At 69.7% G+C, this 22,657-nt stretch carries 8 protein-coding genes; 7 read left to right on the top strand and 1 reads right to left on the bottom strand.

Annotated features, from left to right (window positions below; all coding sequences use genetic code 11):
• Window positions 1-984: 984 nt before the first annotated feature.
• Window positions 985-1,458 carry a MarR family winged helix-turn-helix transcriptional regulator gene (locus tag ELQ39_RS01225; RefSeq protein ID WP_242590655.1) on the bottom strand — a complete coding sequence of 158 codons (474 nt, stop codon included), beginning with the start codon at window positions 1,456-1,458 and terminating at the stop codon, window positions 985-987.
• Window positions 1,459-1,531: 73 nt separating this feature from the next.
• Here ELQ39_RS01225 and ELQ39_RS01230 point away from each other — a divergent pair, with 73 nt between their 5' ends.
• From ELQ39_RS01230 to ELQ39_RS01260, 7 genes are all read left to right on the top strand, one after another.
• A complete protein-coding gene (locus ELQ39_RS01230) occupies window positions 1,532-1,906 on the top strand; it encodes a cupin domain-containing protein (RefSeq protein WP_242590656.1) in 375 nt (124 codons plus the stop codon).
• A gap of 154 nt (window positions 1,907-2,060) precedes the next feature.
• Window positions 2,061-3,638 carry an MFS transporter gene (locus tag ELQ39_RS01235; protein WP_242590657.1) on the top strand — a complete coding sequence of 526 codons (1,578 nt, stop codon included), beginning with the start codon at window positions 2,061-2,063 and terminating at the stop codon, window positions 3,636-3,638.
• A gap of 407 nt (window positions 3,639-4,045) precedes the next feature.
• Window positions 4,046-9,445 (top strand): type I polyketide synthase, encoded by a 5,400-nt coding sequence (locus ELQ39_RS01240; RefSeq protein ID WP_242590658.1) that lies wholly within the window; start codon window positions 4,046-4,048, stop codon window positions 9,443-9,445.
• A gap of 1 nt (window position 9,446) precedes the next feature.
• A complete protein-coding gene (locus tag ELQ39_RS01245) occupies window positions 9,447-12,827 on the top strand; it encodes a type I polyketide synthase (RefSeq protein ID WP_242590659.1) in 3,381 nt (1,126 codons plus the stop codon).
• Window positions 12,824-20,971 (top strand): non-ribosomal peptide synthetase/type I polyketide synthase, encoded by an 8,148-nt coding sequence (locus ELQ39_RS01250; protein ID WP_242590660.1) that lies wholly within the window; start codon window positions 12,824-12,826, stop codon window positions 20,969-20,971. Before ELQ39_RS01245 ends, ELQ39_RS01250 begins: the two co-directional genes overlap by 4 nt.
• Window positions 20,968-22,098, top strand: a complete 1,131-nt coding sequence (locus ELQ39_RS01255) for an LLM class flavin-dependent oxidoreductase (protein WP_242590364.1) — start codon at window positions 20,968-20,970, stop codon at window positions 22,096-22,098. The genes ELQ39_RS01250 and ELQ39_RS01255 overlap by 4 nt, the downstream gene beginning before the upstream one ends.
• A gap of 19 nt (window positions 22,099-22,117) precedes the next feature.
• Window positions 22,118-22,630: a flavin reductase family protein gene (locus ELQ39_RS01260; protein WP_242590361.1), complete on the top strand. Its 513-nt coding sequence runs from the start codon at window positions 22,118-22,120 to the stop codon at window positions 22,628-22,630.
• Window positions 22,631-22,657 lie beyond the last annotated feature (27 nt).

Consider the following 22,657-nt stretch of genomic DNA (forward strand, 5'->3'; position numbering starts at 1 on the left):
ATCCGGTGATCAGCTCGATCTTCGTCGATGCCGCCCTGCCGGCCCGGATCGGACCGACCCCCGTCGCCCCGCCCGAGGTGCTGGAGTTCCTCCGCCCAATGGCGGTGAACGGCAGGCTGCCCCGCTGGACCGACTGGTGGGACGAGGCAGACGTCGCACCCATGTTCTCCGATCCGCTGGTGCGGCGGACCGTCATCGAGGAGCAGCCCACCCTGCCGTTGTCCTACTACGAGCAGCACATCCCGGTCCCCGGCGGCTGGGACGACCATCCCTGCTCCTACTTGCTGTTCGGCCATACGTATGACGACCTTGCCGCCAAGGCGCGTGGCACACCTGCCCGGCGCGCACCTCCATCAGATCACCGATCCCGCCGGCACAGCCCGGCACCTCGTCGAACTCGCCATTACGGCTTGATCCACTTTCGATACCCGCCCGAGCCCTGGCCTCCGCTGGAAGGAAGCACTCGCCGCGGTCGACGAGGCTCTCACGCCGGCCGACCGGACCGCTTCGGTGAACCCGGTGGCGTATGCGGACCTCGTCGGCAGCCCACGGGACATCAAAGAGGCCTTTCGGCGACGGCAGGCCCCGGGAGTGTCGCGCGGCTGAAGGCTCCGGTCGTTCAAGAAAGCCCACACGTGCTAGAAACGCGTCACGCGTCGGTACCCGAGGCTTTGCGCCCAGTGGGCATGGACACCAGGGTTCCGGTGGGCAGGAGGACAAGAGCCGTGTGACGGGTGACTGTTCCGCACGGTTCTGTGGGAGCCCAGGGGTGCGACTCCTTCGGGCGCCCCGATCATCACGGCGCTACCGTGAGCCAGGGGCGACAGTTTGGTGTTAGCGCATCTCGTGTTGGATGAAGCTGCACGACCGTGCGCCACTGCCCTTACATGCGGACAGCGATCGGCGCATGAGCTCGGTGCGCAGCCCCCCGCTTCACCTGCCGTGGTGGCCGCGATCATGAATCGTCACACCGCCGGTGCTGCTTCACCAGACGGGGCGCAACGGCGGGATCGAGTCGCCGGCCAAGGAACGGATAACGGCTGCGAGTTCAGCTCGCGGGACCTGCCGGCCGACTTCGTGGAGCCGCTCGGCCAATTGTGCCTCCAGCTCGTGCAGGATCCGCCCGGCCACGGCGAGGTGCTTCAGGGCCTTGTCGGTCAGGACAACGAGCTTGCGCCGACCACCGGCGGGATGTGGACGGCGTTCCACGTAGCCCCGCTTCTCCAGGTCGTCGATGATCTGGCCGGCGGCCTGTTTGGTGACCCCGAGTTCCTCGGCCAGCTCACTGCTGGTCGCGCCGGAGCCGTGCAGCACCTGGAAGACCAGGCCGTGCATGGGGCGCAGGTCGGCATAGCCGGCGGCGTCAAGGCGGCTCACGAACTCGGAGAGGACCAGCTGGAAGGCCATCCCGAGCAGGAAGGTGAGCTCGGTTTGCTCGAGGGGGTCGTCGGTCTCCATCGGTTCATCTTGACACACCGATATAAAGTCGCTTTACTCGCTGCGAGTAAAGATGCTTTACATGGGAGGCGTTATGAACGTGGTCAGCGAGAGCGAGCAGCGGACGACCAAGACCCCCGCCGGTTCGATGTTCGGCCTGGCGGCACCCAGCCAGGGGAGCGCCGAGGTCAGCACCTGGCGGGTGGAACTAGGTGCGGACTCGGTCACGCCGGTGCACATCATCGACCGTGAGCAGGTGTGGATGCCCCTGTCGGGCGAGTTCGAGGTCGAGGTGGAAGGCGAGACCGGGCAGGCCAAGGCCGGCCAGGCCGTCATCATTCCCGCTGGTGCTGTACGGCAGCTGAAGGCTGTGGGCGGCCCGGCGGAGGCGCTGGTCGCCATGGTCGTCGGCGGCAAGGCGATGATGCCCGGCAGCGAGGACAAGATCCCGCTCCCGTGGGCCGAGTGACCATGCCCGACTGAACAGCCCGACCAGGCCAACCCCCGATGGATCTGGTCGGGCTGTTCGCCTCTCCGGGCTCTGTGTCGCCGTCCCCGCGTGACCGCGAAGCCAGAGATATCAGACATCAAGCGCAACCCGACCAATCCGATTAAGGGCAGGTATGAATACCGAAGTGAGCAGCGGGCGCCGCCGGGCGATTCTGGCTCTGCTCGCCATCACCGTACTGATCGTGGTCATGGACCTGACGATCATCAATGTGGCGCTTACCCCGATCCAGCAGAGCCTGGACGCGACCAACGCCGAGCTCCAGTGGTCGCTCGACACGTATCTGATCACCTTCGCGGCCTTCCTCTTCACCGGTGGCGTGTGCGCGGACCGGTTCGGGCGGAAGCTGACACTCATGGCCGGCCTGGTGGTGTTCGGCGCCAGTTCGGTGCTGGGCGCCTACGCCGACACCATCACGGAACTCATCGTGTGGCGCGGCGTCATGGGCGTGGGGGCTGCGGTCGTACCGACCGTCACCCTGGCCATCATCATGAGCGTCTTCCCGCCCATGGAGCGGCCCAAGGCGATCGCGGCCTGGGCCTCGGCCGCAGGCGTCGCCTTCGCCGTCGGGCCGGTGCTCGGCGGGCTGCTGCTCGAGCAGTTCTGGTGGGGGTCGATCTTCCTCATCAACGCCCCGCTGGTCGTCGTGGGTCTGATTCTCATGGGGTGGCTTGTCCCCGAGTCCAAGAACCCCGCGCCCGCCAAGTTCGACCCGCTCGGCGTGCTGCTGTCCATCGTCGCGGTCGGCCTGCTGGTCTACGGCATCGTGACGGGCGGCGAGGACAACGACTGGCTGGCTGCCGACACGCTGGGCGGGCTCGTCGGCGGTCTCGTGCTGCTCGTGCTGCTCGTGGTGATCGAGTCGCGGATGGCGGCACCGTCGCTGGACGTCAGCCTGCTGCGCAGTGCCCGGTTCTCGGCGGGTTCGGGGGCCATCGCGCTCTGCTTCTTCGCCCTCATTGGGGCGATCTTCATCACGCAGTTCTACTACCAGGCCGTGCTTGCTTTCTCCCCGATGAAGGCCGGCCTGCTGATGCTGCCCATGGGCATCGGCTCCGTGGTCATGTCCGCCCGCTGCCCCAAGCTCGTGATGCGGTTTGGGCCGCGCGCCGTGGTGGCCGCCGGTTCATGCGTCATGGCGGTCTCCTTCGTCCTCACGAGCCAGCTGAACGCAGAGACGCCCACCTGGCTGCTGATCGTCGCACAGTTGATCTTCGGTCTGGGCTGGGGATGCATCATGGCGCCGGCCACCGCTTCGCTGATGTCTGCCGTGCCGCCGGTCAAGGCCGGTGCCGGTCAGGCGGTGTCGCAGACCATGCGCCAGGTCGCTGGCGCACTCGGGGTCGCGGTCATCGGAAGCATTCTCGGTGTGGTGTACCGCTCGGGGATGGAGGACTCCGTGAGCGTGCTCCCGGAGGCCCTGCGCGACGAGGCCGCCGGGTCGATCGGCGGCACTCTGCGCGCGGCCGAGGCCGCGAAACTCGGTGACCAGGCTCCTGCTCTGATCGACCAGGCCGTCGACACCTACTTGTCGGGCATGGAGATCACCATGCTCGTGGCTGCCGGTGTTGCGCTGCTCGCCGCCGCTGTGTCCCTGCGCTGGCTGCCGAAGACGGCACCGAAGCCGCCCGTTCCGCCGGCACCGAAGCCGACCGCGGGCGAGGCCGCCGGCGCGCCGGCGGCACGTGCCTGAGGACCACCTGCACTCGCAAGCGAGAACACGGGGTGCCCGCCGGGGTGTACAGCGGCGGGCACCTTTGTGTCTCGCTCCTGAGCAGAGTCGACACACGGACTTCGCAATTCCGCATCACCGCGCGTAGCGGCGTACCGCGTCCAGGCCATGGCCCTGCGGCGCGAACAGGGATGAATCGGGCGGAGCTAAGTGTTCCAAATTTGTCAGCATGACCAAGAGTAAAGGTGCTTGACTTACGCTCTTGTGGATCCATAGTGTCGTGCCATCGGGCGGCCCTCTCAGTGCACAGGGTGGGGTGCAGGGGCTGCCTTCCATGTGTCGTTGACTGGTAAACAGATTCAGCGATAGTTGTTTTGTTTCCTAATGTGGGCGCTCGGCGCCCGGCGTCGTTAGGACGGGGGTAAGCGGTGTTATTTGGTGATACCGAAAAGACGTCGGCCGGTAATGATCTGGAAACGCTCAAGGGTGTCTCTTCGTGGCTGCGTTGTGAGGTTGCCGCACTGGTCGGCCGTGAGGTCGGCGATGTTTCCGAGGGTGAGCTCTTCTCCAGCCTCGGGATGGACTCGATGCGGGCCACCAGCCTCATGGCGGCACTCTCTCGCGCCACGGGAAAGCGCTGGTCACCAGCGCTTCTGTGGGCGAATCCGACGATTAGTGACCTCGCGGAACGGGTGGTCGCCGGCGGCGTCCTCCCTGCAGACTCGAAGGAGGCGACCCGCTCCTCGGGTCAGGGAGATCTCCGTTCCGGTGAGCCCATCACCGTCGTGGGCATGGCATGCCGCTTCCCGGGTGCGGACGGCGTCGAGGGGTTCTGGAACCTACTGGAATCAGGCGTGGACGCCGTCCGGGACGTGCCGGAAAGCCGGTGGAAAAAGGTTTCCCCGGCCCATGGAGACCCTGATGTTCCCGGCTGCATGACTACGACAGAAGCCGGTTTCCTGGATGGGTCGATTGACAAATTCGACCCGCTTTTCTTTGGGATTTCTCCAAGGGAAGCCCAAGAAATGGACCCGCAGCAGCGGCTTTTCCTCGAAGTCGCCTGGGAGGCGCTCGAGGATGCGGGGGTCAATGAGCGGAGCCTGGCTGGCAGCGACACCGGCGTGTTCGCCGGAGCGATCTGGCACGACTACGCCGACCTCGCCTCTGGAAACACCGGCGGCCTGTCCTCGCACTCCGCTACAGGACGGGCACTGAACATGATCGCCAACCGGCTGTCCTACGTTCTCGGGTTGCGCGGCCCGAGCGTGGTCCTCGACTCCGCCTGTTCGTCGTCCTTATTAGCAGTACACCTGGCCTGCCAGAGCATCCAGAGCGGCGAGTCGTCCATGGCAATCGCCGGTGGGGTCAATCTGCTGCTGAGCCCTGAAACCATGGTGTCTCTCAGCCGGTTCGGTGGGCTGTCCCCCGACGGCCGCTGCAAGGCGTTCGACGCGAGGGCAGACGGGTTCGGCCGGGGCGAAGGCTGCGGAGTCGTCGTCCTCAAGCCGCTGTCGCGCGCTCTGGCGGACGGGGATCACATCTGGTGCACGATTCGGGGTTCCGCTGCCAACAACGATGGCCTGAGTAACGGACTCACCGCCCCCAACCCGGCAGCACAAGAAGGTGTTCTGCGCGCCGCCTACCGCAATGCCGGCATCGCCCCCCATCAGGTGCACTACGTCGAAACGCACGGCACCGGAACCGCGCTCGGCGACCCCATCGAGGCCATGGCCCTCGGTGCCGTGCTGGGAAAGGACCGACCTGAAGACCGGCCCCTGCGCCTCGGATCGGTCAAAACCAACATGGGACACCTCGAAGCGGCGGCGGGAATCGCCGGCTTGATCAAGACCGCTCTGGTGCTCAAGCACCGGCGGGTGCCGCGGAATCTGCACTTCGAGACCCCGAACCCGCACATCCCCTTCGATGAACTGCGCCTGACGGTGCCCACCAAGGCCGAGCCGTGGCCCGAGGAGGGCGGGCTGTATGCCGGGGTCAGCTCCTTCGGCTGGGGCGGCACCAACGTCCATCTGGTGGTCGAGGGGCACCGGGAGCCTGCCCGGCTGGCGGTGCCCGACAGTGCGGCGCGTGGCATACCCGGCCGTCCCCGGATCGCGTTCGTCTGCTCGCCGTACGGGCAGCAGTGGGTCGGTATGGCGCGCAACCTCTATCGCACGGAACCGGTCTTCCGGTCCGTTCTGCAGGAGTGCGACCGCGAACTCGCCCGCCACACCGGGTGGTCGCTCGTCGAGGAGCTGTTCCTGAACGAGACGCAAGCCCGCACCGGTGACGTCGGGGTCATGCAACCCGTCGTCTTCGCGATACAGGTGGCCCTGGCGACCTGGCTGGAGGCCGCCGGGGTGCGACCCGGCGCCGTGGTCGGGCACAGCCTCGGGGAGATCGCCGCGTGTGTCATCGCCGGCGTGCTCGACCTACCCGATGCCGTACGGCTGGTCCACCACTACAGCGACCAGCAGCGCCGGGTGGCCGGTCCGGACCAAGGCATGGCCGTGGTCGAGCTGTCCGCCGACGCACTGGAGGAGCGCCTGGCCGGGCGGGACTCCTCGGTGTGCGTCGCGACCCGCAACGGGCCGCGCACCACGGCACTGGCGGGCAGCCGCACAGAGCTGGAGGAGATCGTCGCCGAACTGAAGGCGGAGGGCGTGCTCTGCGCCATGATCCGCGTCGATCTGCCAGCCCACAGTGCGGCGATCGACCCCATCATGGCGGACCTGGAGAAGGCCCTGGAGGGCATCGCCGGCCGGCCCGGCCGAATCCCCGTCATCTCCTCGGTAACCGGGCGGCCCCTGGACTGGCGGGAGGTGGGCCCCGCGTACTTCGCGCGGAACCTGCGCGAACAGGTGCGGCTCGCCGACGCCACGGCACACCTGCTGCGGGAGAAGTTCGACGTCCTGCTGGAGATCAGCGCCAACCCGGTGCTCGCCCCGGCGCTCCAGCAGAGTGTCGACGACTTCGGCCGCACCACGACCGTCATGACCACGATGCGCCGCGGCGACGACGACCGGACGGGGCTGACCGAGACCCTTGACGCGCTTGCCCGGCTCGGTACGAAGGTACGGCCGCCGAGCGTGCGGGACGAGCCGGTCGCGGAGCTGTTCACGCTGTCTGCCAAGTCGCCCGAGGCCCTGCGTGAGCTGGCCGGGCGAACCGCCGCGAGCCTTGCCGGGACGGGCTCGGAGGGCGGGGCGGCGACGGATGCTCTGTCGGCGCTGGCGCAGGCGGCCCTGCCGCGGGCTCACCGCCCCTACCGGCTGGCGCTTTCGGTGCGGGACGAGGAGGAACTGGCCGAGGCCCTTGCCGCGCACGCCCGTGGCGAGGACCCCCCGGGGCTGTACGTCTCCGGCCGGGCGGCCGAGAAGCGGCCCAAGGTGGCCTTCGTCTTTCCCGGCCAGGGCTCCCAGTGGGTCGGGATGGGCCAGGAACTCATGCAGAGCGAACCGGTCTTCCAGGCGGCCATCCGGGAGTGCGACGCGGCAGCCCGTGCCTTCGTGGACTGGTCCATCGAGGCCGAACTGACCGTCGGCGACGGGGATCTGATGGTCGACCGCATCGACGTCATCCAGCCCGTGCTGTTCGCCGTTGAGGTGGCCCTCGCCGCGCTGTGGCGCTCCTGGGGCGTGGAGCCCGACGCGGTGGTCGGACACAGCATGGGCGAGGTCGCCGCCGCGCACGTCGCCGGAGCGCTGAGCCTCGAGGACGCGGCGCGGATCATCTGCCTGCGCAGCCGTCTGCTGCGCCGCGCCAGCGGACAGGGCGCGATGCTCGCCGTCGAGCTCACCATGGACGAGGCACGAAAGGCGCTGGCGGGCCGGGAGCACGCCGTGTCCATCGCCGTGAACAACAGCCCGCGCTCCACGGTGCTCTCCGGGGACCGGGACGTGCTGGCCGAGATCGCCGGGCAATTGGAGGCACAAGACATCTTCTGCCGCTGGGTGAAGGTGGACGTCGCCTCTCACAGTCCGCAGATGGACCCGCTGCGGCCGGATCTGCTGGCGGCGCTGGCAGGGCTGGCGCCCCGCCGCGGGACCGTACCGGTGCACTCGACCGTCACCGGCGGGATCGTCGGCGGCGAGGAGATGACCGACACCTACTGGGCCGACAACCTGCGCGAGCCCGTCCTCTTCGGCGACCAGATCGCCCAGCTCGTGCAGAAGGGCGTGCACGCGTTCGTCGAGATGAGTCCACACCCCATCCTGCTGCCCGCCGTCGAACAGGTCGCCGCCGTGCGCGGGGCCGACACGGCCGTGCTGGCGTCGCTGCGCAGAAAAGAGAGCGCACGGGAGACGCTGCTCGCGTCCCTGGGGCGGCTGCACGTGCTGGGCGTGCCGGCCCGCCTGGACCGCGTTCTGACCCCTGCGCGCCCCAGTCGGCGGCTGCCGCACTACCCGTGGCAGCGGGAACGGTACTGGCACGAGCAGACCGACAGGCCCGCCGGTACGGGGCTTGCCCCCCGGCAAGGGCTGCTCGGCGAGCGGATCGATTCGGCGATCCAGCCCGGCACCCACTACTGGCAGATGGACCTGGGTACCTCGACCGCGGCCTTGGGGGACCATCGCATCGGCGGGGCGGCCCTCGTCCCTGGTGCGGCGTTCGTGGACATGGCCCTCGCCGCGGCCCGCCAGGTGCTGCCGGGCGACCAGCACCTGCTGTCCGACGTGCTCTTCCAGCAGCCGCTGGTACTGCCCGAGCAGGGACACGCGCGCGTGCAGGCGGTGTTGGAAGGCTCCCAGGAACAACAGGCGCGGATACGTTTCTTCGCCGCCGAGGAGAACGGTCCCGTCTGCGTGGCCGAAGCCATGCTGTCGGTGGCCGACCATGGCACCGCCCCGGATCCGGCCGCCCCCGGCGGCCTCGCCGGGCAGATGACGGACGCGCTCGACGGAGCGGACTACTACCGGGCATTGGCGGCCTGCGGTCTCGGCTACGGTCCCGCCTTCCAGGGCATCGTCCACATCGCGCGCGGCGACGGCGAGGCGGTTGCAAGGATCGGCCCGCAGGGACAGGAGCGGTGGCGCGGCATGGGACACGTCCTGCCCCCCGCGCTGCTCGACGCCGTCCTCCAGACGGCCGTGGCACCGCTCCTCGGCGCTGACTGGACGACAGCGGGTGGGTTCCTGAGCGAGGGCATTGGCCGGGTCGTCGTCCACGGCACGGTCCGCGGCGAAGTACGGGCGCACGCCGTCTGCCGGGCAGCGGGCGACGGACAGTGGGAGGCCGACGTCTCGCTCCACGACCCGGACGGCACCCTGCTCACCGAGGTCGCCAGACTGCGCATCGTCCAGCTCGCGTCTGTACCCGTACTTGCTACGCCACCGTCCGCACCTCCGGGCAGGGAGGACCTGGCACAGTCCGACAACCGGGGAGACGGTCCCGCCGCCCTGCGCGAGCGCCTCGCCGGGCTGGCGGACGGCGCGGAGCGCCGGGCGGCACTGGAGTCGGCGGTGCGGGAGAGCGTCGCCCGCGTCGTGAAGCTCCCCGCGCGCAGGGTAGATCTCGATCGGCCGCTGAAGTCCCTCGGGATCGACTCCCTGATGTCGCTGGAGCTGCGCAACAGGCTCGAAGGGACTTTCGGTATCCGGCTGTCGGCCACCCTCATCTACAACTACCCAACCATTCGCGACCTCGCCTCCTTCCTGGCCGGGAAGCTGCGGCTGGCGCTCGACGACGAGGCTGCGGCGGCACCAGAGCCCCCGGTCCTGCCGGCCCCAAGCGCGGACATCGGCCATGGGCAGGAAGACGGGGACCTGAGCCCCGAGGAACTCCTTGAACGTGAACTCGCCGAGCTCAACGAGCGGATGGAGACCATCTAGCATGCGCGGCACATCCGGGACCCCCATGGAGCGGGACGCGGCCACAACCGCCGACGACAGCAGCATCACCAAGGCCCTCGCCGCCATTCGCCAACTGCGCGACAAGATCGACTTGTTGGAGCAGACGAAGCGGGAAGGGATCGCCGTGGTCGGCATGGGATGCCGACTGCCGGGCGGGGCGACGTCACCCGACGCCTTCTGGCGAGTGGTCTCCGAGGGCGTCGACACCATCGGGGAGGTGCCCGAGGACCGCTGGGAGCTGCGCCGGGCAGACGGACCCGGCGAGCCGTCCGACGGGACGCTACTGCCTCACGGCGGCTTCATCGACGGCGTCGACCGGTTCGACCCCTACTTCTTCGGCATCTCGCCGCGCGAAGCGGCCCGCATGGACCCCCAGCAGCGGCACTTCCTCGAAGTGGCCTGGGAGGCACTGGAGGACGCCGGACTGACCCGAGAGAAGCTACAGGGCAGCCCGACCGGTGTTTTCGTGGGCGCCAACGCCTCGGATTATCTCCAGCTCCAGCTCGAGGGCGCCGCGGCCGACACCTACACCGTGGTGGGCGGTACGAACTGCATCATCGCAAACCGGCTGTCGTACGTGCTCGACCTACGAGGCCCCAGCCTTACGGTGGACACCGCCTGCTCCTCCTCGCTCGTGGCCGTGCACCTCGCCGCCCAGAGCCTGCGCAACAAGGATTGCGACGTGGCTGTCGTCGGCGGCGTGAACCTCATCCTGTCGCCCAGCCTGGCCGAGGCCCACGCCAAGGGCCTGCCACTGGCCCCGGACGGCCGCTGCAAGACCTTCGATGCGGCCGCGAACGGCTACGCCCGCGGCGAGGGAGTCGGCGTGCTCGTCCTCAAGCGCCTCTCCGACGCTGTGGCGGGCCGCGACCGGATCTGGGCGGTGATCCGCGGCTCCGCCGTCAACCAGGACGGCCTGACCAACGGGCTGACCGCCCCCAACGGGCTGTCCCAGCAGGGTGTGATCCGGCAGGCCCTGCACCACGCCAACCTCGAGCCTTCCCAGGTGACGCTGCTGGAGGCGCACGGCACAGGCACCGAACTCGGCGATCCCATCGAGGTGGAGGCGCTGAGCGCCGTCTACGGACAGTCCGGGTCCGAAGGCGACGTGTGCGCGCTCGGCTCGGTCAAGACGAACATCGGCCATCTGGAGGCCGGGGCCGGCATGGCCGGGCTGATCCGGTCCGTGCTGAGCATCCACCACCGCACCATCACCCCCCACCTGCATCTCACGGCCCTCAACCCGCACATCGACCTTGACGGAACCCGGCTGGTCGTACCGACCTCCCTGCACCCGTGGGACGTGCCTGACGAACGGCGGCATGCGGCCGTCAGCTCGTTCGGTGCCGGTGGCACCAACGCGCACGTGATCCTCGGTCCCGCACCGGCGGATGCCGGTTGCGCCGACGAGCGGCCCCCGGCCGGAGACGGCCCTTGGCTGCTGCCGGTCTCCGCGGCCACCAGCGACGCGCTCGCCCCCATGACCCGCGCTTACCGCGACCACTTGCGCTCTGCCGAAGGGCTCGAGCAGCGCTTCGACGACATCGTTCACACGGCGACGGCCCGCCGCACCCGCCATGAGCATCGGCTCGCTGTCGTCGCCGGAACGCACGACGAGGCAGCGGGCCGTCTCACCAAGTGGCTGAATGGGGAGGAGACACCCGGGGTGGTCACCGGCCGGGCGAACGGTTCCGTGGCCGACGGCGTCGTGTTCGTCTACCCGGGGCAGGGCTCCCAGCGGGCCGGCATGGGCCGGGAACTGCTGGACACCTGCCCCGTGTTCCGCAAGGCGGTCGGGGAGTGCGACGACGCGATGCGCCCCTTCCTCGGCGGGCGCTCGGTCGTCGATCAGGTCATGCGCCTGGAGCCCGACGCGGCACTCGACCGCATCGACCTCATCCAGCCCGCCCTGTTCGCCCTCGCCGTCGGCCTCACCGCCCGCAGCCGCTCCTTCGGCGTTGAACCGGACGCCGTGGTCGGCCACAGCATGGGCGAGGTAGCCGCGGCCCACATCGCCGGGGCACTCACCCTGGACGACGCCGCCCGGGTCATCTGCCGGCGCAGCGCCCTGCTCCGCCGCATCAGCTGCCAGGGCGCAATGCTGGTCGTGGCGCTCCCCCTGGACCAGGCGGACCGGCTCATCGAGGACTGCCGGGACAAGGTGTCCGTGGCGGTCGCCAACAGCCCCACCTCCACGGTGCTGTCGGGCGATCCGCGCACCCTGGTTGACCTGGCCGAGACGTTACGTGCCCGCAACGTGTTCTGCCGCCCGGTGAAGGTCGACGTCGCCTCGCACAGCCCTCAGGTGGACCGACTGCGCGACGAACTCCTCGCCGACCTCGCCGGACTGTCGCCCCGGCCGTCCCGCATCCCCATCCTCTCGACGGTCACCGGCGAAGCGACCGATGGCTCGGACTTCGACGCCGACTACTGGATGCGCAACCTGCGCGAGCCTGTGCTGTTCTGGGACGCCGTGCAGTCGCTCATCGCCCGGGACAACGGGGTGTTCATCGAGATGAGCCCGCACCCGGTGCTGCTGTCCGCGGTCGAGCAGGCCTTCGAATCCAGTGAGCGGGACGGACTCGCCCTGCCGACGATGCGGCGCGACATGCCCGAGACACACGGCATGCTCGAAATCCTCGGCGCTCTGTACACGCACGGCATGTCGGCGGCCGGTCTGGACACGTTGCTGCCCGCCGACGCCCGCCCCGTGGCGCTGCCCGCCTACACCTGGCAGCACGAGCCTTTCTGGTTCCGCGACGCCCGTGCGGCGCGCAGGGGCGCGACCGGCATACGGCGATCGGAACCCACCGCCGCCCAGGCGCCGGAACCCACCGAGGTTCCGGCGGTGCCCACGAATACGGATGGCGCGCGGACCGAACTGTACGACCGGCTGGCATCCGTATCCGTGACCGAACGCCGCGACGTGATCCAGCAATTCGTTCTGCGTGCCGTGGCCGACGTGCTCGAGATGGCACCGGAACGCATCGACCCCGACGCCGGGTTCTTCCAGATGGGCATGGACTCGATGCTCGCTGCCCGCGTCCGAGTGCTGATCGAGGCAGGGATCGGGAGCAAGCTGCCCGCACCCGTGATGTTCGAGCACCCGTCGGTCGAGGCGCTCTCCGCCCATCTTCTGGGCTTCACCGAGCGGCACCTGGGCCAGCAGCCCGCCGCGCCCGGCCCGCGGCAGCCCCCGGCCAAGGCCGAGGCATCCGCCGCGACCACCACGGCCCGACCCGACGAGCCTGTGCAGGCCCCGGTGGACGAGATCACCAGCGACCTCACCGAGGAGGAACTCCTCGCTCTGCTGGCCGAAGAAGTCCGCTCCTCGACCCGTACCGCAGGAGGTTCCCGATGACCGGCAACAGTTCTGAACGCCAGTCAGTCCTTGTCCAGAGCCTGCAGGAGATCCGCAGGCTGCGCGCCGAACTCGACACGGTGCAAAACGCCGGAACGGAGCCCATCGCCGTCGTCGGTATGGCCTGCCGCATGCCGGGCGGCGCCGACAGCCCTGAGGCGTTCTGGGAGTTCCTGGACCGCGGCGGGGACGGCATCGGTGAGATCCCGGCCACACGCTGGGACATCGACCGCTTCTACGACCCCGACCCGGACGCACCCGGCAAGATGTCCACCCGCCGCGGCGGATTTCTGGACGACGTCGACCGGTTCGACGCCGGGTTCTTCGGTATCTCCCCCCGCGAGGCGGCCGCCCTCGACCCGCAGCAGCGCCTGCTGCTGGAGGTGGGCTGGGAGGCCCTCGAACACGCGGGACAGTCGCCGGAAGGACTCCAGGGCTCCGACACCGGCGTCTACTTCGGGGTCACCACGTACGACTATCTGCAGGCGCAGATGCAGCAGGTCGACCCTGCCGACCTGACCGCCTACAGCCTCACTGGGAACGCCTCCACATTCGCGGCCGGCCGGCTGTCGTACTGGCTCGGCCTGAACGGCCCCAGCCTGTCCGTCGACACTGCCTGTTCCTCCTCCCTGGTCGGCGTGCATCTGGCGTGCCAGAGCCTGCGCTCGGGGGAGACCGACCTGGCCCTGGCCGGCGGCGTGAACGTGCTGCTGGCACCGGAGTGGTTCGTCGTCGCCTCCAAAGCGCACATGCTCGCGGCGGACGGCCGGTGCAAGACATTCGACGCGAGCGCGGACGGTTACGTACGCAGTGAGGGCTGCGGCATCGTCGTACTGAAGCGGCTGTCCGACGCCCGCGCGGCCGGGGACCGGATCCTCGCCGTGATCCGGGGCTCCGCCGTCAATCAGGACGGACGCAGCAGCGGCGTCACCGTCCCGAACTCCGCCGCACAACAGGCGGTGATCCGCCAGGCCCTGGAGTCGGCGTCCGTCGAACCGGCCCAGGTCGGCTACGTTGAGGCGCATGGCACCGGCACGCCGCTCGGCGACCCGCTGGAGCTGCGCGCCCTGGACGCCGTACTCGGCGAGCGCGGCGAGGCGGGTCCGCTGCTGGTGGGGTCGGTCAAGACCAACGTCGGCCACCTGGAACCGGCCGCCGGTGTCGCCGGGCTGATCAAGGTCATCCTGTCCCTCCAGCACGAACGCATACCCCCGCACCTGCACCTGTCCGAAGTCAACCCGGAAATAGGCATCGAGGACCTCGCCGTCGAGATCCCGGCCGAGGGCCGACCGTGGCCGCGCGGAACCACGCCCCGGATCGCCGGTGTCAGCTCGTTCGGCGCCAGCGGAACCAACGCGCATCTGATCATCGAGGAGGCCCCCGCAGAAGCCGACCCCGACGTCACCGTCCCGGAGCGCACCGCACACCTGCTGACCCTGTCCGCGAAGAACCCCGCAGCGCTCACCGCCCTCGCCGGGCAATACCGCGACCGGCTCGCCGCAGCGACCGACGCCGAACTCGGCGACATCTGCTTCACCGCCGCCACCGGCCGGTCCCACTTCGCCCACCGGCTGGCCGTGTCGGCCTCCTCCACCGCCGAGATGGGGCAGCGGCTGGCCGAGTGCGCCGAAGGCGGACAGCCCACCGGCAGCCGCCAGGGCCACGTGCGGGCCGGCACCCGCCCGCAGATCGTGTTCCTGTTCACCGGGCAGGGCTCGCAGTACCCGGGTATGGCACGCGCCCTCTACGGCACGGAGCCGGTGTTCCGCCGGGTCCTCGACGAGTGCGACGAGGTGCTGCGCCCCCTGACCGGACGCCCGCTGAGGACCGTCCTCGACCCCGCGCCCGAGGACGCCGAACTCATCCACGACACCTGCTGGACGCAGCCCGCCCTGTTCGCCGTCGAATACGCCCTCGCCCAGCTGTGGCGGTCCTGGGGCGTGGAGCCCGCGGCCGTGCTGGGGCACAGCGTCGGCGAGTTGGTGGCGGCCTGCGTGGCGGGAGCGATGGATCTCGCTGACGGTCTGCGGCTCGCCGCGCGGCGGGGGCGGCTCATGCACGACCTCGCCGACGGGGGAGCCATGGCCGCGGTCTTCACCCCCGCGGACCGCGTCACCCCACTGCTCGAACGCCATGCCACCGAGCTGTCCGTGGCGGCAGTCAACGGCCCGGAGAGCATCGTCCTGTCGGGCAGCGAGAACGCGCTGGACACCGTCCTGGCCGAGCTGTCCGAGCAGGGGGTGCGCGCCAAGCGGATGACCGTGACGCGCGCCTTCCACTCGCCGCTGATGGAACCCGCGCTCGGCGCGCTCGAACGCGAGGCCGCCGACGTGACGTTCCGGGCGCCCAGGATCCCCGTCGTTTCCAACCTCACCGGAGAGATCCTGACCGGAGAGGAGGCGTTCACCGCCCGCTATCTGCGCGAGCACGCCCGCGAGGCCGTACGGTTCCACGAGGGCATGACCACGCTGTACCGGGAGGGCTACCGCGTCTTCCTCGAGGTGGGACCCGCTCCCACGCTGAGCGGCCTGGCCAAGCGGTTCCTCACGGCCGATGCTGGACCGGGAGAGCAGCCAGAGCCCGACGAGCCGCCGGTGTTCCTGCCGTCCCTGCGCCCCCGCCGCGACGACTGGCAGGTTCTCCTGGACAGCCTGGGCACCCTCTACACGCGAGGCGTGGCCGTCGACTGGGAACGGTACGACGCCGACCGTGGCCGCTGTCGCACCGAACTGCCCACTTATGCCTTTCAGCGGGCCGGCCACTGGTTCCGGCCCAGCGCCCGGCCCGCAGCCACCGCCGAAACGGCACCGGCACCCGCGGACGGGCTGTCCCGTACGCTGCTCGGCGAGCGGGTCGCCTCTCCGCTTCCCACCGCGCAGTTCGCCGCCACGGTCGGCGCCGAGGCGCATCCCTGCCTGGGCGACTGCGTCATGGACGGGCTGCCGGTGGTCAACATCGGGGTCTACCTGGAGACCGCCCTCGAGGCGAGCCGGGAGCTGTACGGCGCCGGCCCGGCCCTGGTCGAGGACTGCCTGGTCGTGCAGAGCATGGTCCTCGACCCCGGCGAGCGCGCCGAGGTGCAGCTCCTGGTCGACGAGTCGACCGCGGGCCCAGGACGCGGCGCCTACCGTTACTTCGCCGCCCGCTCGGGCGACCACGACGACCAAGGCGCACCGCGCTGGACCCTGCACGCGCAGGGCAGGGTCGGCCCGTCCTCCGCGGCCACGGCGACCGAGGACCTCGACGCCCTGCGCGCCCGGCTCACCACGGAGATCTCCGGCGACGACTTCCACCGCGGGATGTGGCGGCGGAAGCTGTACCTCGGGCCCTCCGCGCAGTGGATCGAGCACATCCACACAGGTGGGGGCGAGGCGCTGGCTCGGATGCGCCCGGCGCGCCCCGAGGAGAGCGGCGCCTACCTGCTGCACCCGGGCCTCACCGACGCGCTGTTCCAGACCCTGTTCGCGTGCCTGCCGCCGGACAGTCCACCGGACGCCACGTACATGCTCGTCGGCATCGACCGCTTCCTACTGAACGGTCCCACCGGCGGCGGCGCGACTCACTGCAGGGTGCGGCTGCTGCCGTCCTCCGACCCGGCCACGATGCTGCTGGCCGAGGTCCGGCTGTACGACGACCGGGGACGGACCCTGGTCGAGGCGGACGGGGTGTGCCTGCGGCGGGCCGCACGCGAGCAGTTGCTGCGCGCGGAGCCGCAGGACGAGGCCATCACCCACCGGGCCATGGCCGAGCGGCCCGCCACCACGGCGCCAGCAGCCGCGGCCCGGGCGCCGCGTGACCCCGACGCCGTACGGGACCTCCTGGCGCGCACCGTGGCCACGGCACTCGGCAGCGACCGGGCCGACCTGGACGTCCACGAGCCGCTGCAGAACCTCGGCCTGGATTCGCTCATGGCCCTGGAGGTCAAGGAGACCCTCGCCGCCCGACTCGGCGTGTCCCTGCCCCTCGTGATCTTCCTCGACGGCCGCAGTGTGGACACGCTCGGCACGGAGCTCCTCGGCCTGCTCGGGGCCGACGACGCCAGCGAGGAGCCCGACACAGCCGGTGCCTCCCGGAGCGAAGGCGGCGCCCTGCCGGTCCTCGTGCCCGACCCAGAAGCACGTCACGAGCCCTTCCCACTGACCGATCTCCAGCAGGCCTATCTGGTGGGCCGTTCCAATGCCTTCGAACTCGGCAACGTCTCGACGTACTTCTTCATCGAGGTCGACGTCGAGGAGGTGGACCTCACCCGCCTCAGCGAGTCGCTGCGGCTGATGATCGCGCGCCACGACATGCTGCGGGCCGTCATGACCGAGGACGGCCACCAACGGGTGCTCGCCGACGTCCCGCCGTACGAGATCCGGACCACAGACCTGCGTGAGTGCAACGAGGACGAGCGAGGCCGGCTACTGCGGGACCTCCACGAGGAGGTGCGCGACCAGGTCTTCGACACCACGATCTGGCCGCTGTTCGACGTGCGGGCCACGTTGCTCGACGAGCAGCGCACCCGCCTGCACATCGGCCTGGACGCCCTGATCATCGACGCGTGGAGCACATCCCTGCTGTTCCGCGAGTGGGCGGCGGCGTACCGCGGCATAGCAGCCTCGCTGCCCGAACTGCCCTTGAACTACCGGGACTGCGTGGTCACCGCCCGCTCCATCGAGGGCACGCCCCTGCACACCGCCTCACTGGAGTACTGGCGCGGGCGCATCGACTCGCTGCCGCCCGCTCCCGAGCTGCCGCTCGCCAAGAACCCGGCCTCGCTCGACCGGCCCGTGTTCACCCACCGCTCGCACCGTATCGAGGCGGAGGACTGGAACCGGTTCAAGCAACAGGCGGCCGCCCTCGGCATCACACCCTCCGCGGCCCTGTGTACCGCCTACGCCCAGGTGCTGGCCGCCTGGAGCAAGTCCAGCCGGTTCACCCTCAACCTGCTGTTCTTCAACCGGCTACCGCTGCACCCAGACGTCGGCAACGTGGTCGGCAACTTCAGCGCCACCACCCTGCTGGAGATCGACAGTTCGGCCCTGGACGGCTTCGCCGTGCGCGCCGACCGCATCCAGAAGCAGTTGTGGAACGACCTGGAGCACAGCCACGTCAGCGGCGTCGAGGTCCTGCGCGAACTGCACCGGACCCGTGGCGGAGCCGGCCGAGCCTCCATGCCCGTGGTCTTCGCCAGCACGGTCAACTTCGCCGCCAAGGAGGATTCCGCGGCAGCCACCGGCCTCGCCCAGCACCTGACCGCACTCGGCAGCGCCGGCCGTGAGGTCTCCACCTCCATCCGCACCCCGCAGGTGTGGCTGGACCACCAGGTCGTCGAGGACGCGGGCGCCCTGATGGTGAACTGGGACGTTGTCGAGGAGATCTTCCCCGAGGGAATGATCGACGCGATGTTCGCGTCCTACGTGGACCTCCTGCGCGGCCTCTGCCACGACCCGCAGGCCTGGCAACGCCCCTCCCCGGTCCTGATGCCGGACGTCGACCTGGCCGTGCGCCGGGAGGTCAACGCCACCGCCGCGCCGCTGCCCACCGGGCTGCTGCACGAGCCGTTCACGGAGCGTGCCACGGCACACCCCGACCGCACCGCCGCCATTGCGGCAGACCGCACCCTGACGTACGGCGAACTCGACGCCCACACCAACCGACTGGGCCGCTGGCTGCGCGAACACGGAGCGCTGCCGGGCAGCTTGGTCGGTGTCGTGATGGAGAAGGGCTGGGAGCAGGTCGCCGCGACCATCGGCGTGCTGAAGTCCGGAGCGGCCTACGTGCCCATCGACGCGACCGTCCCAGCCGAACGGCTCCGGCTGCTCATGGAGAAGGCGGGCATCTCCCTCGTACTGACACAGGGCCGGGTGGAGAAGCGCATTGCCTGGCCGGACGACACCATACGGCTCAGCGTCGACGGGCCCGGAGCCGAGGCGCTGGACGCCGCACCGCTGACGCCGTCCCCGGCCTGCCCCGACGACCTGGCGTACGTCATCTTCACCTCCGGGTCCACCGGCACGCCGAAGGGCGTGATGATCGAGCACACCGGCGCCCTGAACACGTGCCTCGACATCAACGAGCGCTTCGGCATCACCGAGGACGACCGGGTGCTCGCCCTGTCCGCGCTCAACTTCGACCTCTCCGTATACGACATCTTCGGTGTCCTGGCCGCCGGCGGCGCGATCGTCCTGCCGGAGCCCGGTGACCAGCGGGAACCCGCGCGCTGGGCGCAGCTTGTCACCGAGCACGACGTCACGCTGTGGAACAGCGTGCCCACGCTAATGGAGATGTTCACTGAACACGCCCTCGGCGAGGGCCTGGCCGACACTCTCCCGCTGCGGACAGTGATGATGAGCGGCGACTGGATCCCGGTCACCCTCCCCGACCGCATCCGGGCCCTGCTGCCCGACGCGGCCGTGTGGAGCCTCGGTGGAGCCACTGAGGCGTCGATCTGGTCGATCCTCCACCCCATCAGTGACGTCGACCCCGACTGGGCGAGCATCCCGTACGGCACGCCGATGCGCAGCCAGCAGTTCCACGTGCTGAACGACGCGATGCAGCCTTGCCCCGTGTGGGTGCCCGGCCAGCTCTACATCAGCGGCGCCGGACTCGCCCGCGGCTACCTCGGCGACGAGGCCAAGACCCGGGCCGCCTTCCTGCGCCATCCATCCACCGGGGAGCGGCTCTACCGCACCGGTGACCTCGGCCGCTACCTGCCCGACGGCACCATCGAGTTCCTGGGCCGCGAGGACTTTCAGGTGAAGGTCCAGGGCTACCGGATCGAGTTGGGCGAGATCGAGGCCGCCCTCGCACAGTGCGCCGGCGTGCGGGCCGCGGTGGTGTCCGCCGTGGGTGAGAGGCATGAGGCCAAGCAACTCGTCGCGTACGCCGTGCTGGATGAGGGGCACGACCCCGCGGGCGCGCCCGAGAGGCTGCGCGAGGCGCTGGGCAAGACGCTGCCCGCCTACATGGTGCCGCAGCATGTCCTCGCACTGGACGCGCTGCCTCTGACCGCCAACGGAAAGGTGGACCGGACGGCACTTCCGGTACCCGGCGCCCATGCGGACGACGACAGTGCCGTGGTCGCTCCTCGTGATGAGATCGAGGCGGAACTCGACGCCATCTGGGCCGAGTTCTTCCCCGACGCCAGTGTCGGCGTGCACACCGACTTCTTTGCCCTCGGCGGCAACTCGCTGCTTGCCGTTCGCCTCATGGCCGGGATCAGCGCCCGCCTGAACTGCTCGCTTCCCCTGTCCACCTTGTTCGCGCGGCCGACGATCGCATCGCTCGCGGAGGCCGTCCGGGACGCCGGCAGCGGCCTGAAGCGCACAGCGCTCGTCCCGGTCCGCACCGAGGGCAGCAGGCCCCCGCTGTTCTTCGTGCACCCGGTGGGCGGCGACGTGCTCTGCTACGCCGAACTCGCTTCACTGCTCAGCGAGGAGCAACCGTTCTACGCCCTCCAGGTGCCGGACGGCCTCGAGCTGACAACGGTCGCCGAGCTGGCCGCCCACTACACCGGGGCCATCACGGCGGCAAACCCCGACGGCCCCTTCCGGCTGGGCGGCTGGTCCATGGGCGGTGTGGTGGCCCTGGAGATCGCCCAGCAGCTCACCCGGGCCGGGCGCACCGTGGAGAGCCTCGCGGTCATCGACCTGCTGGAACCGCCGGGGCCAGCGGACCACGCGCACGTCGATGACGCCGTTCTGCTGTCCTGGTTCGCCCGCGACCTCGCAGGTCTCGCCGGAGAGTCCTGGGAACCTAAGCCGGACACCTTCCGTGAGGCTGGTGGTCTTCCCGACGCGCTGGGCGTGCTCCACACCGAGGCCCGTCAACGATCGGTGCTGCCGCCCGACGTGGACGCCGGGACCCTCGGCGCGATCTTCGACCGGTTCGCACGCAACTTCCGGGCCCTGCTGTCCTACGAGCCGCGGCCCTACACGGGCCCGGTCCGCTTCTTCCGGGCGCGGGAAGGCGCCCCGGACGCGGTGGTGGCCGCCTGGCAGGCCTACTTCCGGAACGCCACGCAGGTCGTCGACCTGCCTGGCGACCACTACACCGTCATGCAGCAACCTCAGCTGCGCCGCCTGGCGGACGAGCTGACCACCTGGCTCGACGACTCCCGCCCGCAGTCACGACACGACAAAGAAGGAAGCCAGCGATGACTCTCCGCTTCGGCGCTTTCATCCCGCCTTTCCATTCGCTCGACGAGGACCCCACCACCGCCTTCTGGCGTGACCTGGACCTCATCGACTGGCTGGACGTGCTCGGCATCGACGAGGCCTGGGTGGGCGAGCACCACTCCGGCGGCTGGTCCACCGTCAGCTCACCGGAACTCTTTCTGGCCGCCGCGGCCGAGCGGACCCGCCGGATCAAGCTCGGCACCGGTGTCGTCAGCCTGCCTTACCACCACCCCCTCACCACGGCCAACCGCATCGTGCAGCTGGACCACCAGAGCAGGGGACGGGCCATGCTCGGAATGGGCGCCGGGGTCTCGCCGGCGGACGCTCACATGATGGGCATCGCCGCAGGTGACCAGCGGCGGATGATGGCCGAGTCGCTTGACGCCCTGGTGCAACTGCTACACGGGGACGAGCCGGTGACGGTCAAGACGGACTGGTTCGAACTGCGGGACGCCCGCCCGCACCTGAAGCCCTACACCAAGCCGTGCTTCGACATGGCCGTGGCCAGCGCAGGCTCGGAGCGGGGCATGCGCCTGGCAGGCCGGTACGGCCTGAACTCGCTGACCTTCGCCGGTCGGCCAGGCATGGAGGAGCCGCCGCTGGCGCGGCTGTGGGCGGCCGCGGAAGACGAAGCGGCCAAACACGGCAAGACCGTGGACCGGGCGAAGTGGCGGGTTGCCATCTGCGTGCACATCGCGGAGACGCGGGAAGAGGCTCTGAGTCAAGTCCAGGACGGCATGGCCCGGTGGTTCCGGGAGTACGTCCGGGACACAGTCGGTGCTCAGGCGAAGCTGCCCGAGGGACGCGAGGCCGAGGCGGCAGTCGAGACGCGGACCGCCATCATCGGCTCAGTCGACGACGCCATAGAGGCGATCCAGCGCATGCTCGACGAGAGTGGAGGGTTCGGAACTCTGCTGGTCAACACCCAGGACTGGGCCACGCGGGAACAGACCAAGCGCAGCTATGAACTGCTCGCCCGCTACGTAGCTCCGCACTTCACCGGTGCGCTGGAAAGTCGGCGCGCGTCGCAGCAATGGGTTGCGGAGCAAAGGGACGACTTCGCAGCCCAGGCGCGTGAGGCCGCCCGGCAGTCCCCGGCCAGCCGATAGCTCTCAGCGGGAGGTGCGCATGGTGAGCACACAGGTCGGAGACAGTCCGCCCGCTCTGGGTAGCACGGAGTTCCGCGAGGCGATGTCGTTCCTTGCAGCTCCGCTGACCATCGTCACGGCACGGGACGCCGAGGGGCGTTTGTGGGGGTTCACTGCCAGTTCGGTGACGTCTGTGTCGCTGGAGCCCCCGCTTGTGCTCGTGGGAATATCGCATACGTCCAGCTGTTTCGGGGCACTGTCCGAGGCCACCGAATTCAGCATCAACATCCTCGGAAGCGAGCATCGGGCTCTGGCCCGAAATTTCGCCACCAGTGGAGTGGACCGGTTCTCCGGAGTTCTCTTGGCGGACTGGCCCGACTCGACTGTGCCGTACCTCGCTGACATCGCGGTCGCTCTGCGGTGCGTTGTGACCAGTCGCATACCAGTCGGCGACCACACCCTGCTGATCGGAGAGCTTTCTGGGATGCGCAGGCAGGGGACGGCGGCATCGCCCCTGGTGTGGTACCGGCGCGACTTCCGGACATCTCTGTGAACGGCTGGTAGATGCCCTCTCTCGGAC

The sequence above is a fragment of the Streptomyces sp. GB4-14 genome (assembly GCF_022696125.1).
Classification (GTDB): Bacteria; Actinomycetota; Actinomycetes; order Streptomycetales; family Streptomycetaceae; genus Streptomyces; species Streptomyces werraensis.

Coding starts and splice junctions, on each gene's coding strand:
- ELQ39_RS01225 (WP_242590655.1), bottom strand. CDS start 1,458: ATGGAGACCGACGACCCCCTCGAGCAAACCGAGCTCACCTTCCTGCTC.
- ELQ39_RS01230 (WP_242590656.1), top strand. CDS start 1,532: ATGAACGTGGTCAGCGAGAGCGAGCAGCGGACGACCAAGACCCCCGCC.
- ELQ39_RS01235 (WP_242590657.1), top strand. CDS start 2,061: ATGAATACCGAAGTGAGCAGCGGGCGCCGCCGGGCGATTCTGGCTCTG.
- ELQ39_RS01245 (WP_242590659.1), top strand. CDS start 9,447: ATGCGCGGCACATCCGGGACCCCCATGGAGCGGGACGCGGCCACAACC.
- ELQ39_RS01250 (WP_242590660.1), top strand. CDS start 12,824: ATGACCGGCAACAGTTCTGAACGCCAGTCAGTCCTTGTCCAGAGCCTG.
- ELQ39_RS01255 (WP_242590364.1), top strand. CDS start 20,968: ATGACTCTCCGCTTCGGCGCTTTCATCCCGCCTTTCCATTCGCTCGAC.
- ELQ39_RS01260 (WP_242590361.1), top strand. CDS start 22,118: ATGGTGAGCACACAGGTCGGAGACAGTCCGCCCGCTCTGGGTAGCACG.